This is a genomic window from Thalassoroseus pseudoceratinae (genome assembly GCF_011634775.1).
In the GTDB taxonomy this organism is placed as follows: domain Bacteria; phylum Planctomycetota; class Planctomycetia; order Planctomycetales; family Planctomycetaceae; genus Thalassoroseus; species Thalassoroseus pseudoceratinae.
The window spans coordinates 148,417-165,372 of record NZ_JAALXT010000005.1; the positions used below are offsets into that span (position 1 = coordinate 148,417).

Annotated in this window: 12 protein-coding genes; 6 read left to right on the top strand and 6 right to left on the bottom strand. The window is 54.7% G+C overall.

Annotation, left to right across the window (positions count from 1 at the left end; all coding sequences use genetic code 11):
* Positions 1–68 precede the first annotated feature (68 nt).
* Positions 69–968, bottom strand: a complete 900-nt coding sequence (locus tag G6R38_RS18410; protein WP_166829518.1) for a hypothetical protein — start codon at positions 966–968, stop codon at positions 69–71.
* A gap of 65 nt (positions 969–1,033) precedes the next feature.
* Complete coding sequence (locus G6R38_RS18415; RefSeq protein ID WP_166829521.1) at positions 1,034–2,740, bottom strand: sigma-70 family RNA polymerase sigma factor; 1,707 nt, start codon at positions 2,738–2,740, stop codon at positions 1,034–1,036.
* A gap of 1,062 nt (positions 2,741–3,802) precedes the next feature.
* Between G6R38_RS18415 and G6R38_RS18420 the strand changes: the two genes are divergently transcribed.
* From G6R38_RS18420 to G6R38_RS18430, 3 genes are all read left to right on the top strand, one after another.
* Complete coding sequence (locus tag G6R38_RS18420; protein ID WP_166829524.1) at positions 3,803–4,732, top strand: DMT family transporter; 930 nt, start codon at positions 3,803–3,805, stop codon at positions 4,730–4,732.
* A 139-nt stretch (positions 4,733–4,871) separates the two neighbouring features.
* Positions 4,872–5,240, top strand: coding sequence for a gamma-glutamylcyclotransferase family protein (locus tag G6R38_RS18425; protein ID WP_166829527.1), 369 nt, complete (start codon positions 4,872–4,874; stop codon positions 5,238–5,240).
* Between the two features lie 54 nt (positions 5,241–5,294).
* A complete protein-coding gene (locus G6R38_RS18430; protein ID WP_166829530.1) occupies positions 5,295–6,743 on the top strand; it encodes an HTTM domain-containing protein in 1,449 nt (482 codons plus the stop codon).
* On the opposite strand, the gene G6R38_RS18435 is transcribed toward G6R38_RS18430, so the two are convergent.
* Positions 6,726–7,565 (bottom strand): sugar phosphate isomerase/epimerase family protein, encoded by an 840-nt coding sequence (locus G6R38_RS18435; RefSeq protein ID WP_166829534.1) that lies wholly within the window; start codon positions 7,563–7,565, stop codon positions 6,726–6,728. The genes G6R38_RS18430 and G6R38_RS18435 overlap by 18 nt on opposite strands.
* A 105-nt stretch (positions 7,566–7,670) precedes the next feature.
* Here G6R38_RS18435 and G6R38_RS18440 point away from each other — a divergent pair, with 105 nt between their 5' ends.
* Together G6R38_RS18440 and G6R38_RS18445 are read left to right on the top strand one after the other, a co-directional pair.
* Positions 7,671–8,951: a TIGR02996 domain-containing protein gene (locus G6R38_RS18440; protein ID WP_166829538.1), complete on the top strand. Its 1,281-nt coding sequence runs from the start codon at positions 7,671–7,673 to the stop codon at positions 8,949–8,951.
* Positions 8,952–9,066: 115 nt separating this feature from the next.
* Entirely contained in the window at positions 9,067–10,341 is a 1,275-nt protein-coding gene (locus G6R38_RS18445; protein WP_166829541.1) for a TIGR02996 domain-containing protein, read from the top strand.
* Here G6R38_RS18445 and G6R38_RS18450 read toward each other — a convergent pair.
* Positions 10,313–11,515, bottom strand: a complete 1,203-nt coding sequence (locus G6R38_RS18450) for an FG-GAP repeat domain-containing protein (RefSeq protein ID WP_166829544.1) — start codon at positions 11,513–11,515, stop codon at positions 10,313–10,315. The two genes, G6R38_RS18445 and G6R38_RS18450, sit on opposite strands and share 29 nt — an antisense overlap.
* Positions 11,516–11,810: 295 nt before the next feature.
* On the opposite strand from G6R38_RS18450, the gene G6R38_RS18455 reads away from it, so the two are divergent.
* The gene (locus G6R38_RS18455; RefSeq protein ID WP_166829547.1) at positions 11,811–12,188 is read left to right on the top strand and encodes a hypothetical protein; all 378 of its coding nucleotides are present in this window, start codon (positions 11,811–11,813) and stop codon (positions 12,186–12,188) included.
* 100 nt (positions 12,189–12,288) lie between these two features.
* Here G6R38_RS18455 and G6R38_RS18460 read toward each other — a convergent pair whose 3' ends face one another.
* Entirely contained in the window at positions 12,289–14,982 is a 2,694-nt protein-coding gene (locus G6R38_RS18460; protein WP_166829550.1) for a hypothetical protein, read from the bottom strand.
* 85 nt (positions 14,983–15,067) lie between these two features.
* Positions 15,068–16,858, bottom strand: coding sequence for a hypothetical protein (locus G6R38_RS18465; RefSeq protein WP_166829553.1), 1,791 nt, complete (start codon positions 16,856–16,858; stop codon positions 15,068–15,070).
* Positions 16,859–16,956: the final 98 nt, after the last annotated feature.

Consider the following 16,956-nt stretch of genomic DNA (forward strand, 5'->3'; position numbering starts at 1 on the left):
GTTCGCTCGTGATCGTCGCGGGTTCTGTCTCGTGGAAGCGAGGAAACAGGAGACCGGAACACGGTCTGTTACTCGGCCGAGATAAACATCTCCGCTGCACCGCCGTTTCTCCACGATTCCTCCAAGACGGCGAAACACCTGAGCAACTCTGTCGTTGTCGAAACGGTATTTGGGACGATCGGTTCTTGAAGCGAATCCAGCGGATCAATCAGATCGACCGCACTCGCTGGTAGTTCGTAGATTTCATCTTCGGGAGTACGGACGACTTGGGCATGGTTACGAAATCCGCGATGCGTTCCCGCGATTTGCCAACCCGTGTCCTCGGAAATCACTGATCGGGTACTGCGACGAATCTCGATCGTCAAGCCCCCCCGTTCCCGAAGCAGCAGCAAATACCCGCCCCGTGCTTCGCCATCCATCCCCGGTAGCGGAATTGCTTGCACGGTCATGTCGCGATGACTTCGATCACCGACATGCAACAGGTCCCACGCTTGGGCCAAATCCGTCAACGCAAAATCCGCAAATGGTTCTGGTTCCAAACCGGCTTCGGGCGGAACAACACCCGCTGAGCAAATGCTGCGTCGGATTGACCGAAGCGGACCAAAGTCCTCGGTAGACACCGCTGCCATCACTGCCGAAAACTCCGCATCTGCATGATCAGAGCGAAAGATCATCAATCGGCAATCACGACGAACGGCCTCCGATCTGAGAGAGATTAGATCGACCGCCGTGATTTCTGTCGACAATGACAACGCCACCGTCCGACCGGCCAACAGCAGTGGTTGGATGTTCTTGGGGTTGGCGTTACAGACTAAGGCAGTGTCCCATTCCAGCAACGCGAGATCATCGGGGGAATCGATAACCGATTCACAAAGCCGAGTCGCGGCACTCCGCAGGAGCGATTCAGTTTCGCAAGCGGCAACAACGAAAAAATCCGGGCGGAAATGCAATTGTTGAAGCCAATGCATTCCCGTCCGGTTCAATCCAATGATCGCAACTCGCTGAGGCGTCATTCGAGTTGGTTTGCGTCCTCTCAGGCGCCCACGGTTTCCAGCTCGTCTGCTGATTCGAATTCTTCTTCGAATTCAGCGTCCTGATCGACGAATCCACGCAAGTGGTCGGATCGGGTGTGGTGCTGCAACTTCTTCAGGGCTTTGGATTCGATCTGCCGAATCCGTTCGCGAGTCACTTTGAAGATACGACCGGTTTCTTCCAGCGTGTAGCTGTACCCGTCGCCAAGACCGTAACGCAAACGAATGATTTCGCGTTCGCGGTAGGTCAGACTACGAAGGACATGCTCGATTTTGTCCCGCAGCATTTGATGCATCGCGGAATCGGCGGGGCTGCCTTCGCTGGAGTCTTCGAGGAAATCACCGAAGCTGGAATCTTCACTTTCGCCGACCGGCGTATCCAAGCTGATCGGATGCTTCCAGGTCTTCATGATCCGTTCGGTTTCCTCGACGGTCAAACCGACGGCATCCGCCAGTTCTTCCATGTTGGGATCACGACCGGTTTCTTGACGAATCGCTTCGGCTTTGGCTTTCAAAGTCGAAATGCTTTGGAACATGTGGACCGGAATTCGGATGGTCCGGGCATGGTCGGCGACGGCTCGCGTGATGGCCTGGCGAATCCACCAAGTTGCATAGGTGCTGAACTTGTAGCCGCGACGGTATTCGTACTTTTCGACGCCCCGCATCAAGCCGGCGTTGCCTTCTTGAATGAGGTCGAGGAAGGACAAACCACGGTTACGATATTTCTTGGCGATCGAAACCACCAATCGCAGGTTGCCACCGGAAAGTTGTTGCTTGGCTTCGGTCCAGGCTTGGTAACGCCGTCCGACTTCCCGCATGCGGGCTTGGAAATCGTCGGCGGATTCCAACGTCATCGTTTCGTAATCATCGAGTTCGCGTTGAAGGATTTCCGCTTCGGAAGCACCACGACGGTGGGCTCGCAAACTTGTGATCTGACGTTGCAGTTCACCGATGCGATCGGAGACCTGTTCCATCTTTTTCTTGATCGGTTGCAAACGTTGTGTACGAACAGAAAGTTCTTCGCACAGCGTACACATCTTACGACGACGAATCGTCATCCGTTCGGCGGCGACGTTCTTCTCTTCGTCGCTGCAGTCCGCCGATGTCACAATCGCGTAATCTTCTTCGTTGAGCTTCATCAGCTGCTTCAACGTTTTCAGATTGTGCGGCATCCGACCGAGGATTTGTTCCTTCTGAACGTTTTCAGTTTCGCTGGTTCGTAGCGTCCGTTCGAAGGGCAACTCGCCGCAAGCGACTTTATCGAGGATGTCGATGGCTTGCTTGAGAGCGAAGTCCGACTCCATCACTTTGCGTCGGAAACGCTTTCGGGTGATTTCGATTTGCTTGGCCAGGAAAATTTCCCGTTCGCGGGAGAGCAACGGAATGTTGCCCATTTGGCTCAGGTACATGCGGATCGGATCACGGGACGAAAGCGCTGCAGTCTCCGGAGGCAGCAGTGATTTCATCCGTCGGGCGTCAGCCGCCTCGGCACGAGCCGCATCGGCTTCGCTGACCGGTGGGGCTGGTGGAGTCGGTTCCGGCGAGTCGATCAATTCCAGCCCGGCTTCTTCACAAGCCAGAACCAATTGATCCACCAACGTCGGATCGCCCCCCTCGTCTGGGAGATACGCGTCGATCTCCTGAAATGTCAACTGACCGACCGCTTCTGCACGCTCAATTAATGCCTGCTGGCCGTCTTCAAAATGCACTGGTTCATCCTCGAAAATAAGGACCCGGAACGATTCGCACGTCCCTGCACGAATAAGGCTACGGAGATCGCCACCGCATGCCTAATGTTCGACTCTTGACTCAAAATAGACCTTGAGACTCATCACGTGATGACATCTCACAAAAGCTTATGCAGGGTTGCCCCCTGCGGGCGTCATCAATTCGTGATGACTCATTCATCTGTCACTCGAGGTCCCGTTAATTGCGTGACCTCAAAACTGACGCCCCCCTTGGGAAGGGTTGTTCTGCAACCGCACCTGCAGACCAGTCCGCCGCTGAATACGGCTGGCACGAGTCACCCAGCCGGATGGATAGAACTCCATTCGGCGGAACTTATTGAACTGGTTGGTTACGGCCTGAAAGCAGGTTCTCGATTGCAGCATCCCTTCAATTCCGGAGAACCAAGCATCACACTTCACATGGAAACCAGCGTGCGAGTCAGTTCGCTTGCCAAACCCCATGCTCGCGGTTTCGATTGAAATCGCGATTAGTGATGCTCGTCTGAGCGGAGAATGCTACCAGAACATTCGCCGCTTCAAACCGAAAAATAGCCATCCCCAAAAATTTTCCAAAAATTCTTTCAAGTCGGGGCGTCACAAAACCAATCCGAAGAGGTCGCATCAACATATTGCTATGAATTCAAAGGCTGCTCATCTTGCTAGACATTGATGTAAGTCGATTCGCGGTCGGCACTTGTAAACAAACACTGTCGACGGCTGTCTTTCTTGTTATCGGGAATTATTCGGAGCGGTCGACGACATGGTCAACTCCCGAATTCGGAAAAAATGTGGATCGATTGTGTGTTCATGAGTTAATTAGCCTGACAATTTTCCGGTTTTGGAGCCTCCGAGCTTGACCTACTTCGCGAGGATCCGTCGAATTGAGACGCGCCCACCACCACAACGATCTGCACGTGGAAACCAGTTTTCGAACTTCGCCACCCCCTTGGCATTCAAGACGAAAGTCAGTTACACATGCGCTGCGATCGCCCGTCTTGACTTCGCGATTTGAAATCTTTTTTGCGATACTCCCGAAGGATCAAAGTGAACTGGACACCCACCAACCGTCCGCAGCCAATGACGTGGTCCGCCTCAGCGGTCACACTCCTGACGGCTGCATTTTGGGGCGGGACCGCTGTCGCAGTGACGTTCTCAATCGATGACGTTCCGGCGATCATGGCGGCGGGGATTCGTTTCTTCCTGGCATCGGTCTTTATGTTCTTCTGGTGCCAGGGGCAACGGGTTTCTCTCAAGCTGACCAAACACGGCTGGAAAGTTGCCACCTGGATGGGGGTTTTGCTGTTCTTGCAGATCGGAACGTTTCACTGGGGTATTCGCCAGACCAGTGCCTCCCATGCAACGGTGCTCATCAATACATTTGTGTTCTGGATCGCAGGAATTGAACATTTTATCTTGCGATCGCAGCGTTTGGATTCTTCGCGACTGACGGGTCTTGCCTGCGCAGCGGCCGGTGGTTTGATCATTCTCGTTGCCGGCACGCCCGACTCCCAACATACGGTGAAAGACCCGGTGACGCTCACCGGCGATTTGTTCCTATTGGCGAGTTCTGTCATCCTCGCCGTGAAGGTGATCTACACAAAACACGCCGTGATGAATGCCGAGCCGACCGCCGTGATGTTTTGGCATGACATCATCGGGGCGATGCTCTTTTTTGTTTGTAGCCCGCTGGTCGAGAATGTCCATCTGCCGAGCTTGATCGAAGCGGTCCAAAACCCGGTGACGCTGACGGCGTTGCTTTATCAGGGCGTGGTCGTGGGCGGATTCTGTTTCGGCGTGCAAGCGGTGTTGCTCACTCGTTACACGGCTGCTCAAGTCGCAATTTACAGCGTGGCAACACCGTTGTTTGGAATATTCTTCGCTTACCTATTCCGAGGCGACCCGCTCTCGCCATGGCTAATTCTCTCCGGTATCTCCGTCGCCACCGGCATCGCCATCATCAACCGCGCCGGGTGATCCGTTCTGATCAACTTTTCGCTGGAATCGGCTGGTTCCACGTGGCCAATCGACTGGCGAGCCTGATGGTTTGCGAGTACTCTGACCGGTTGTTTCATTCACGACCGGAAGCGTCTTAGTTTTCCCCACCACCGATGCCATGCGTACCGACGCCTCCACATTTGTGTTCGTCTACGGCACCCTCAAACGTGGGTTCTGCCGGGCGTCGGCATTGGCAAATCAGCAGTTCCTTGGGGACGCCCAAACGGTGCCAAAATATCGGCTGGTCAATTGTGGTGATTACCCAGGGTTGTTGGCGTCGGAGCCGGGAAAGTCCATTCGAGGCGAACTCTATGCCGTCGATGTATATTGCCTGCAACGGCTTGATGACATTGAGGCCGTCAACGAAGACTTGTACCGACGCGGGCCGATCGAATTAGAGTCGCCCTATCATCAAACCCCGGTTGTGGCGTATTTTTACAATCAGGACACAACCAACATGCCCGAATGCGGAACGTCGTGGGAGTAGTTTCACGCGTTCTTTGCGACCGAAACCTGACTCTGCTTCCTGAATCGACGGACCATGAATTCAACCGCATCGACGAGCGAACTGCATTGGACCAAGCGACTGTTCCAACCGATCGATATTGGCATGCTCGTCTATTTACGAATTGCGTTCGGTGCGGTGATGGTGTGGGAAGCCTATCGCTATCTGAGTTACAACTGGTTCTTTACTCAGTTTCAAAACTCGGGGTTCTACTTTAAGTATTTCGGGTTCTCGTGGATCCACGCTTGGTCGGGCGATGGCATGCGGATTCACTTCATCATTTGGGGCATCCTGGCGGCGATGATCGCCCTGGGGCTGTGTTATCGAATAGCGACCATTCTGTTCTTTTTCGTGTTTACGTATGTGTTCCTACTCGATCAAACGACGTACCTTAATCACTTCTATTTGATCAGTACGCTGAGTTTCTTGATGATCTTTCTTCCAATGCACCGAGCCGGTTCGTTGGATGTCCTGCTGCGTCCTCAACTGCGAACAACCCGTGTTCCGGCTTGGACGCTCTGGTTGCTCCGCTTTCAGATTGCCGTGCCGTACTTCTTTGGTGGGGTGGCAAAGATCAATCCGGATTGGCTGCGGGGAGAACCGATTCGGTACTGGTTGGCAGAACACTTTGGTGGTCCGGTGTCCGAACCGGTCGTCTATGCGTTTGCGTGGGGCGGGATGCTTTTTGACTTGCTCATCGTGCCGGCATTGCTGTGGAAGCCAACCCGGATTCCCGCATTTGTTGCCGCGATTGCATTTCATTTGACGAACGATACGTTATTCCACATCGGCGTCTTTCCTTGGCTGATGATGGCCGCCTCCGTTGTCTTTTTGCCATCCGACTGGCTTGCGATTTCTGACGAGACCGAGCAATCCCAGAAATCCACATGGCCGATTCCATCACCGAGTCGGCAGCGATGGATTCTGGCCTCACTTGCGGTTTGGGTCGGCGTGCAGTGTTTGGTGCCGTTGCGTCATTGGTTGTATCCTGGCAATGTCAGTTGGACCGAGGAAGGGCATCGGTTCGCGTGGCATATGAAACTGCGGGACAAGTCCGCCGATTCGCTCACGCTCAAAGTGCCGACCGAATCGGGCTTGCTGTTGGAATGGGAACTCGCACCGCAATGGAATCCGGAATTGGGATATCCGGAATTCCAACTCGTCATGACCGCCACCGATGTCACCGGAGAAACCGTCACCGATCCACCAAACGTGGACGTGGATGTGACAAGTCATCAACTGCGCTCAGCCGCCACCAAACCGGATATGCTCTTGCAATTGGCGGGGTATCTTGCGGATCGAGTTCGCGACGCTGGCGAGGAACCGACGGGCGTGTTTGCCGACTCGATGGTGTCGCTCAACGGACGAATCCCGCAACCGCTGGTCGATCCGAACTTCAATCTCCTGAAAGCCCCCCGCAACCTGTGGCATGCGGAGTGGATTCGTCCGCTGACCGTGCCGTTGCCATCACCGAAGCGACGATGATGGTGTCCGCAACCCGGCCGCTTGCATCAGTCGATCGGTCTCCCGGTACGCCTCGGTGACCCATTCTTCGATTCGGTCGGGATCGGGGGAATACTCGAGTTCGATCGAAATACAGCCGTCGATTTCCAAACTCTTGATGGCTTCCAAATACGGCGGAAAGTCGACAACGCCACGCCCCGGCGGCAAATCGCCGTGCACCTGACCGTCGCAATCCGAGATATGAACGTGAATAGCTTGCCCTCGCAGTTTTTCCAACTCGTTCGGTTCCACGCCACTCAACACCAAATGCGAGACATCGATATTTGCCTGACACGCCGGGTGATTCACGTCGTTGAGAAACCGTTTCATGCTGTCGACATCATTCAGCAGCGACAACGGAAACGGTTCGAGTTCCAACGCAATTTTCAGATCCCGATCGGCCGCATAGTCCGCGAGTTCTCGGCAGCCGTCCACACCGGCTTGCCATTGCTCCGGTGGCGGAATGACTTCGCGATTCCAGATGTATTCCCCCAGCACAAGCAGCACATTCTCGGCTTCGTACTCGTAGGCCAAATCGAGATAGGCTTTCACACGCTCTAAGTGAAACCGCCGCACACTCGGATTGAAATCAATCAAACCGACCGCGACACAGCAGATCGAAACAATCGGCAACTCGACTCGGTCGCACTCCCGTTTGATAAGACACCGTTCGCGGACATCGATATCCAGCGGATCGGTGAAGATGTCGATCGAATCGAACCCAATTTCCTTCGTCTTCTGAATCCCCCACTTCGCATCCCGCCCGGCTTGAGCCCAAGCGGAGTTGATCAGTCCGAGCCGCATTTTCGCTGAACCTTCGTGTGTGTTTTCGCGTTATCTCGATCATGCCTTCATATACAGCATGCAGGTTAACCCGGCCATCTATGCAAAACTAGGGAAAACAATTCGATGTCCGCCGTGGCCAATGAGTCATTTTTGCGAGCAATCTTGGAAGATCCCAAAAACGATCTGCCGCGATTGGCGTATGCGGATTGGCTCGATGAACAAGGTGATCCGCGAGGTGAGTTGATCCGCGTCCAGTGCGAATTGTCTCCTCTGACAGAAGAAGACGAGCGGTTTCGCCCACTCTACAAACGTGAACAAGCATTGCTCAAACTGTATAAGAATGAGTGGCTGGGACCGCTTGCGGATTGGGTTCAGAATGCGCAGTTCTCGCGTGGATTTGTGGAAAACATCACACTGGGAGCCAATCAATTCTTGGAACGAAAGCAGCAGATTTTCTCACTGACTCCCATTCGCGGATTGAAACTCACAGGCATGACGACAACGCACGTGACAAAGTTTCGAACCGCTCCAGAGTGCAGCCGTCTACGAGACCTAACGCTTAACATTCGCAAGATGACCGACCTCCGTTGGGAGAAGCTCATCACCGCGCCCAGGCTAGCGTCTCTCAAGAAACTACAGATCAACTGGATGGGCATGGACATGCACCACCTGAATTCCCTCACAGAACTTTCGGCACGTGGCTTACAAGAATTCGATTTTGCATTCCGCGAACGATGTTGGCCGTGGACGTTCTGGGACTGGGGCGTTTTGTTTCGTAGTGGTGTTCTTTCGAACCTGCGTTCGACAGGAATCCACGTTAACGACCTTAAACACGATTTTATCCAAGGCGTCCTGTCATCGACACGTTTCCCCTACTTGCAGAGTTTGACTGTCGATCACCCGTATTTCGGGTACGGCTACGAAACCCGTCGAAAGCGAAAGGCGTTCCAGTGGTTGGGGGATCATCCGCGGTTCCGGGAACTACGATCGCTGAACCTCTCACTTCGCGGCCTAACCTCAAGCCGTTCGATTGTTTCACTCCTGTTTCCACAACCAGACGCTATGCAGACGGAGCGTTTGCAGCTTGCCGTCGCACCAATGAACGCTGACGATGCCAACCGGATCGCTCAGATGTCGCGTTTGACGACGCTACGACTTGAACACGGCAAACTCGGAGACGAGGGTGTATCGATCTTGGCAAACTCGGAGCGTCTACAGAATTTGCGAGTGTTGAGTTTGGTCGACAACGAACTGACCGACAAATCAGCCCGGACGATCTTAGAGTCTCCCTATTGGAACGATTTGGTCATCCTGGATCTGTCAAGAAATGCGTTGAGCAAAGAAACCAAGAAAGCACTGCGAAAGCGGTTTGGGACAGGTGTGTGCAAATTCGGCCGTAGTTAGTCGGTGTTTTTGCTTCGAGTGCGTGTGAGCCGACTTGGCTTCTATTGGTTGACAGGTTACGGTTTCAATCGACAGGCTGTCGAAGATCAGAGAATACAATCGAGAGAACCGTTTGATGTCCTCATCTGCTGAACAATCCTTCTTGCAAGCCGTCCTCGATGATCCCGACGACGATTTGCCGCGACTTGCATATGCGGATTGGTTGGACGAGCAGGGCGATCCGCGGGGCGAACTCATCCGTGTGCAATGCGAGTTGTTCCCGCTGACCGAAGAAGATGAGCGTTTTCGCCCGCTCTACAAACGCGAGCAAACACTCCTCAAACGCTACAAGAGTGAATGGCTAGGACCACTCGGCCGATTGACTCAAAACCCGAAATTCTATCGTGGGTTTGTCGAGAATGTGCAGCTAGGTTCTAAACAGTTTCTAGCCCGACGACAGAAAGTGTTTTCACTTGCACCAATTCGTGTGTTGACTATCACGGCAATGTCTTCGAAGTATGTCTCAGACTTTGTTGCCGCTGAGGAGTGGACTGGATTACGAGAGCTGTCATTAAGTATTCGAGAAATGACCGTTCAAGAATGGCGAGAACTCATGACTGCGTCGCAGATGAAGTCACTACAAAGACTCCGCCTGACTTGGTGGGAGTTAGACCGGCAACTTCTTAGCTTTCTCACAGAGCTAGCTGCGCGAAACCTGCATGAATTTGAAATCGTTGGGCAAACTTGGCGAAATCAAGTTGATTGGAATTCGCTCTTCGCTAGTGGTGTGTTCTCGTCCTTGCGGACATTTGAACTGGGAATCGGAGAGTTGCAAGAGGATCTAGTTGACAACTTACTTTCGCGTTCTCAGTTTCCTCATTTGGAAAACCTAATATTAAACAGCCTTGGTTCTGTTCAACCGATAGGACAACGACGTCTACAGTCCATCGGCAAGCATCCGGGACTCGCCCAACTTCGTTCGCTAGCCATTCAGTCGTTAGGTATGACGATGAATGAATCAATCGCGACACACTTGTTTCCGCATCCGGAATCCATGCAACTGGAGCGGCTTGCCCTAAAAGGTCATGCGGTGAACGAAGATGGCATTCGGCGAATTGCTCAGATACCGAACTTGAAAACACTCAAGCTAGATATCTGTCGACTCGGTGATGAATGTGTTTCGATCCTAGCCGATTCGGAACAGCTACAGAGTCTACGCATCCTCAGTTTGACCAACAACGAGCTAACCGATGCGGCGGCGGAGGCGATTTTAAAGTCTCCGCACTTGAGTCATCTGCTAGCACTAGACTTATCACAAAACGCGATTAGCAAGGACACACAAACGAAACTTCGCAAGCGTTTCGGTGCCGGAGTATGCACGTTTACTTCGATGCTGACGCCCCGCGATTAATATAGAGTTTCACATTGTGAGTCACACGACCGCCGGCGACGATATCGACTTTGCCGTCACCGTTGAGGTCTTCGGCGACTAAATCTTCGGTCGCAATCCCGCCGTTGTCGATGACGTGTTTGGTCCATTTGGTACCGGTCTCGTCGTCGGCATCGTAGATGTAAACACCAGGGCCTTTGATCTTTCCTTTGGCAGGGTCGCTGTGACCAAGAATAATTTCATCCCCATGGTCACCATCGACGTCTGCCGTCCACAGGGCATGGCCGCGACCAAGTGTGTCATCGAGAACAATCCGTTTTTGCACCGGGTCCCTTTCAAGACCACCGGGGAGAATCACCGGGTGCGGATACACGACAAGACTATTGCCATGCATGGGTTCGACTGTGGTAATGAGATTGACGCTGCCTTCCCGGAGGAAGCCATATTTGATTTCACCAGCCGCTTTGCTATTCGGCAGTTTCCGAATGTTCCACGATGAAGTTTGCGAATCTCGCCCCCGCTTCCGCATGACCAGATGAACGCCCTCTTCACTGGCGGTCAGTGTCAATTTCGATCGGCCTCCCACATGCCAATGGTTGTGCATTTTGTTGAGGGAACCATCCAGCACGGTTCGCGGCCACGCATCGGTTTTGGGATCGTCGGGAATGGCGAACGCGGTGAGTTTGACACCGTCGCCTTCGGTTTTGTTGAGCGGACTGACGACGAGTTGCTCTTCTCCGGTGCCGAGTACATCCGCCCAACGCATGCGGTGGGTCCAGGGGATTTCGCCGATGAAGTGCACGTTCCACTTGTTATCGGGGTTTTCGCCGCGAGTGATCCATTGAATCGTTCCGGTGTTCTTGCCATGCAGCCAACCGGCTCCGATGGCGAAATCGACTTGCCCGTCGCCGTCGATGTCATGTGGAGCGAAGCAAACGTTGTCGGGTTGCGTTTGGTTATCGAGGATGACGTGCTTCGTCCAATCCGGTGATTCGTACCAGATCACTTGGGTTTCCGTCAGTGCGACGATGTCCGGTTTGGTGTCGGTGTTCACATCAGCCACAGTGACGGCGTACACGACTTCACCGGCGTGCGGATCGATCGTGACGGCTTCAAACTTGGGAAAGCCCTCAGCGAACGCCTGTTGTGAGGATGAATATCCGAAGGCCATCGCCAGCAAAAGAAGACGGATCATCAGGAATCTCCTCGTCGGTGTGTCATAGGAATTGCCAAAGCTGTGTGCATTGTGCCGATTATTCGGATTGGGTTCAACGACCGGATCACGCTTGTTGTCGGTCCCCGGTGATGTCAGTCCGACTGGTTTCTTCGTCATGACCGGAACCGGTTTCGCGTGGGATGTCGATTCGTGAAGTGCCTGGCTGGAGCAAATCACTGGCGTTCGCCGAACCAAGATCCGGAACACGCCAACCGACGCCGGGCCGGACAACATGGAAGTCGGTGCATCCTCGAAATCAAGGAGTGAAAGTTTGATGCGGAAGCGGACTCTCGTTGTGATGGCATTGTTTCTCGCGACGGCCAGCGTTTCGACCGCTGAAGCCGGTTTTTTCGGCCGTCTCTGGGAACTGGAAAAGAAAAAGAACGCTTGGATTATGCGAAACGTCTTCCGAGTCGGACGGAAGAAGCCCGTGGTGCACTACCATACGCCACCTGCACAACAACCGATGCAGTACCGCGAGCCAGAAGTGATTTCGCATCCGATGCCTGAGGGAATGCCGTCCGCACCGCCAGCGGTCACGGCTCCGGCCGCACCGGCTCCGCCCATTGAGCCGTCGGAAGCCGCACCCAACCGAGCCCTCACTCGCCCTCAAAACACTGCCGCCATCCCCCCGGCTCCGGCGGTGCGATAGCTGCGACAAAAGAATGAACGCCGTCTCCGCAACGCGGTCCGTTGGTTGAACTCAACGGACCGCGTTTTTTTGATGCCGTCTCAATGTTCGTACGGTTCCATTAGCGTTCGCGGGTTTCTTGCTCGCTCAATTTCGCCGACGTCGGCACCACGATTTCCACATGCGAACTGAGAGAGCGTTCACTGCGATTTAAACTCAGTTCGATGAGTCCACCACTCAAAGACTCAAAGAACGGGTGCGAGAACCCTGGCGGAACGGCGGTGTCAGCGAAACGACTGCGGTGCGGCCAATGCGTGCTGACCCACCCGGCGCCCGGAGAGTCTTCTGTGGCTGTGACCCATTGTAGTTGGCCTCCGAGTGGATCGAGCAAGTGTCCCTCGTGGATCGTCTTCGCCGCTTCTGGGACTTCCGCCGGTTCGAGGTGAAGTTGCTGCATCAAGCGATGAAGGTACATCGCCGTATCCGCGGACATCCGCCGCGTTTGAACGTAAGCCTCAGCTTCAGCGGCGGCTCGAATTTTTGCTTGGGACACGTCGCCAAGAGACAATCGGAGTTGAGCCGATCGTGCAGCGGGTTGCACATTCAAGTGCGGCGTCACCTGCTCTAAGACGGCTTTCTGCGGAGCGATCGCAAGCCAATCGTCATTCCAAACCCGAATCCAATTCTTGCGGAACTGTCCGTATCCGTCGGCATCCCGTTTGATCTTGTCTCGGTCTCGGTCGGAAACGAACAACTGCACCAGCCCCGATTTCTTGGTTTGCCCCAGGAATCCGGGCAACCGTTCTTCGTCGACCTTCGGATATTTGACCTTGGCATTTTTGATGGTGAAGGGCACCTCAAAGTCCAAAACTCCGGCGAACAGGTGTAGGTCCTTACGGCTCTCTTCGTCGAGACGACCAAACAACGGGGAGACAATGTCGAGGAAGAGAATGCTACCCGTTGGTGGGGGAACGTGGACGTCGTCGGGCTTCGGTAGAAACGCCGCCAGCATTCCGTATTGGCCCGCCACGAACGGCGTGACGTACAAATCGAACACCAGTCGGATCGTTCCCCGTTTGTCGGAGGGTGCCTCATTGATCGCCAATGCCACCGGATCGACACGCGTCCAAATTCGCCGATAGAACGTCGTAAACCGTTTGTAAGATTCCACTTCGGACTTTGTCACGCCCTGAATTCCCACATCAGGGATCGGCAGAAACGTCCCGCGTCCGCCACGGTTCGAATCGGTGGGACGTCCGTTCTTGAGGGTGGGTTGACTGTGGTCGGGACGACTGAGAATCGACGCAGGGAGTAATTCCGCTGAAACCAAATCTCCGACCGAATCTGCCGAAACTCCTTCGGACTTCGCCACAAATTGAGCGAACGTGACCAATTCTAAATCGGAAGCCGCTTTGGCTCGTCGTGTCATTTCGATGCGGTACTGCGGACCGATGAAGTTGCGAAAGAATGCGTCGGAAAGGTACACGAACACGGGGCCAATTCGATCATCGGGAAACTTGACGGCTCGTGTGTATTGGTACTCTCGAAGCGCTCCCAGCGAACCGTTGGCTTTCGAGATTTCCACAAAGCGTTCCGCGATTTTGCGAGAGTTGGTCACCAAGTGGAATCGACCAACGGACACATGGAACGACCGCACCCGATGATCCGACGTCGCCAAGAACGTGCCCTTCGTCTTTCCAATTTGAACTGTCTGAAGTTTGGCTTGCGGTTCTTGCTCGAGAGCGTGTGATTGTTCCTGTTTGATCCAATCGGCAACACCTTTTGAATCATGTGCGTCAAACACAACCCCGATGGCGGCCCCTTCGCGGACGAAGAAATCGGTCCCAATCACGGCCAGTTGTTTGAGCGTCTGTGGTGTTAGCAAGTTTTCGGCGGTTGATTGTCTGAGGGCAAGTTGTTTTTCGAGCTTGGCGTGAATTCCGGGATCGACGGTGTAATCCGCCGTCACTCCCTGCACACCTTGCGAGAACATTTTCAACGTGGCGAACGCGTTGTGCAGCCAACCGTACTCGGCTACTCCGGCACACCGAATGTAGAAACATTCCTCGGGCACATGGTACGCCAGCTCCTCAACATCACGGCCTGCGAAGTCTTCGGGGATTTCCACTGCCGGCAGTTCGGCCGATTCTGGTAGCGGTTGATTGGCGATTTCAACGTCATCGGTTCTCTTCAGCAACGTGTCCCGCTGCAATGCCGCCTTGACCGACCGCGTGCCGATCACCAATTCCGCAAAGTGCGACCATTCGTTCCCGAAAATTCCGGTCCGTCGAGACCACGAACTTTGACGACGACCGTAAGCCTCATCCAAATCCAACCGACGGGCCAACATCCCGGTCAGGTAGGTTCCGAGTGCTTCCGGCTCCCGATGCCATTGCTGCTTCCGCAGGAACTGTTTTGGAAAATGCTTCCACCATGTTTTCAGCAAATCCCGATGGTTCGTCGCGTCGTCGTTCGGTTTGACGGTGAGTTGCGTCGGCGGGGTCGTGGCCAATTCCAGATGAAGCGGTTCTTCGCCTCGGAAAAGAAAGTACACACGCAACTTCGCGACCGAACTGCCCTCGTCTTGCAGCGACCGTACAACAACCGGATAGAAAACTCGCTTGTTGTGCTCATCGAAGACAAACGACCGATCGGCGGGGAAGTTGTCTTTCAGTTGCGCTTCGATGTGCCCCACACCGAACGGTTCTCCCAGAAATGCGGACGATTGCCATTCAGTCTCCGCGGCCGATGCCGACTGCAACATCACGCAGAGACCGACCAGCCCGGTCACTCGAATCCAACGGAACGCACGCATCGGGACACCTCCGGTGTGGGAAGACGGGTCGACTTTCCCAAGTGTACCCGAATTCCGTTCTCGGAGTTTCGCTTTTCTCCGGTCCCTACTTGACCATGAAGTTCAGGCGATACGTCGCCACTTTCTGGCTGAGCTGATCTTCCACCGTCAAGACTAGCACATGCGGCCCAAGGGAGATCTGCTGCGGGACCGAAAACTCGTAGCTGTGGAAATAATCCTGGCGATAGTTGTGACAGAAATCTTCCGTGGCCGGGAAGGACATTTCCTCCACAACCTCACCCGACGGCCCCACCCGGCTGATTTCAATTCGGGATTTCAACACCGTCTTGTATTGCCCCTCCGGCGTGACGTCGCTTTTGAAGTTGCCGACTTCGGCGTAGAGCAGCACCGGCTGACCGGGACGGAATTCATCACGCTCGAAGCGTTCGTAGTTGCCGAAGCTGGAAATCTTGTGACAAAACGCCACGTTCCGCAGTTCCAACCGGGCGTTCTCTTGCAGACGCCGAACGGCGGTTCGCAATTGAGCGACCGTCTGCGTGGCTCGATAATCCGCATCGGGCATGGCGTTCGTGTCGAAGTAGTTCGCGGTTGCCCAGAAGACTTGCTGCCAAAACTCTCGGTCCGATGGTGGGATATCCGGAATCGCGGCGAGTGCACGTTCTTCTTGCCCGTCGATCAGGTACAGCAACCGCAAGAAAACGTGCTGTTGGATGTACCGATTGCGGTCTTCGGGTGTCACCTGATCGGAGTATCGCAGCGATTGCAACCCGGTTTCATACCGAGCAATCACGCTGGCCAACTCGTCGGGGTTTTCGACGTTGTTCGGTCCCGGCGGCACATTCGATTCCCGAGGAAGCGTTCCTGGAATTGCTTGGTTGGGGTTGCGACTGGCCGTCTGTAATGGCGGACGTTGGGCGAAGGGATCGCCATCGGTCTGCGAGTAATTCGGCACACGCGGCGGAGGCGGAAATTGGTCACCGGCCAAACGTCCGTCCTGCGGTGAGAAATTCCCGTTCGGGTAATACGGTCTCCCCGCCGATTGCGTTTCAGACATCGGTGTTCGTGGACGCGGTTGACCATGTGCGGTCGGTCGCTGAACGACAATGTTCGATGGCGAGGGTGACTCGGAAAATCCGTCTGCTGTGATCTCCACCGGGTTTCGCGAGCGACCGATTCGATACACGCCATCGCCGGAGTCTTGCTGATCGGGACTGGCCAACTCTTCCACAATTCGCTTGGACTGTGATCGGGGAACGCGTCCCCACGGATCGACGGCCCCCAAACCGGGATCATTCGCCGGAACGCGACCCGGCACGTGACCGTACGGATCGGCAGTTCCTCGTTGCCCTTGTTCGTTCGCTGGGGCCGGCGGAACGTCAGCAGCAGCCAATTGAATCGGCGACTGCCCACGGTTCGGGACATTGTCTCCTGCGAAGTGGCTGTGCCCGGGACTGATGACTGGCATACGAGAGTCCGGCGTCTCTTCCACTTGGCGAACCATCCGACGAATCCGCAAAATCTGGCGGATCATTGGCGGCTCAAGACCTTTCAGGTCAGCCATCAATTGTTTGCGTTCGGCGGGAGCAGCTGCCGCGAGTTCACGGTCGATCATCTCGCGTGTTTCGGCATCGAGATTGTCCCAAGACGAATCGGTCGATTTCGACGTTTTCACCGGCGGCTTCGCGACCGTGTGTTTTGCCAATTCGCGACGAAGCGGATTGTCCGCGTCGGCAGTCTCCGCTTCCATGGACTCAGCTTGCGACGTGCGCTCAAACAGAGTGGCCACTTGCAACCCGACCGGCGCACCGCAGCCGCAGGTCATGGCACAAATCGACACCGCAATCGGTGCCGCGGCGCATCGGGACCATCGGCTCATGAGGGCATCCTTGCTCGCGATGAATGTGTCGTGTGTGAGTGTCCGAATCCCCGTCGTTCCCGCAACGAAGTCTCGGATTTAATCGCACCGAATTCCGG

Excerpts from the sequence above, each read along its gene's own strand:
- G6R38_RS18410 (WP_166829518.1), bottom strand. The coding sequence starts at position 968 with ATGCATTGGCTTCAACAATTGCATTTCCGCCCGGATTTTTTCGTTGTT.
- G6R38_RS18465 (WP_166829553.1), bottom strand. The coding sequence starts at position 16,858 with ATGAGCCGATGGTCCCGATGCGCCGCGGCACCGATTGCGGTGTCGATT.
- G6R38_RS18435 (WP_166829534.1), bottom strand. The coding sequence starts at position 7,565 with ATGCGGCTCGGACTGATCAACTCCGCTTGGGCTCAAGCCGGGCGGGAT.
- G6R38_RS18460 (WP_166829550.1), bottom strand. The coding sequence starts at position 14,982 with ATGCGTGCGTTCCGTTGGATTCGAGTGACCGGGCTGGTCGGTCTCTGC.
- G6R38_RS18445 (WP_166829541.1), top strand. The coding sequence starts at position 9,067 with ATGTCCTCATCTGCTGAACAATCCTTCTTGCAAGCCGTCCTCGATGAT.
- G6R38_RS18455 (WP_166829547.1), top strand. The coding sequence starts at position 11,811 with ATGCGGAAGCGGACTCTCGTTGTGATGGCATTGTTTCTCGCGACGGCC.
- G6R38_RS18430 (WP_166829530.1), top strand. The coding sequence starts at position 5,295 with ATGAATTCAACCGCATCGACGAGCGAACTGCATTGGACCAAGCGACTG.
- G6R38_RS18425 (WP_166829527.1), top strand. The coding sequence starts at position 4,872 with ATGCGTACCGACGCCTCCACATTTGTGTTCGTCTACGGCACCCTCAAA.
- G6R38_RS18440 (WP_166829538.1), top strand. The coding sequence starts at position 7,671 with ATGTCCGCCGTGGCCAATGAGTCATTTTTGCGAGCAATCTTGGAAGAT.
- G6R38_RS18450 (WP_166829544.1), bottom strand. The coding sequence starts at position 11,515 with ATGATCCGTCTTCTTTTGCTGGCGATGGCCTTCGGATATTCATCCTCA.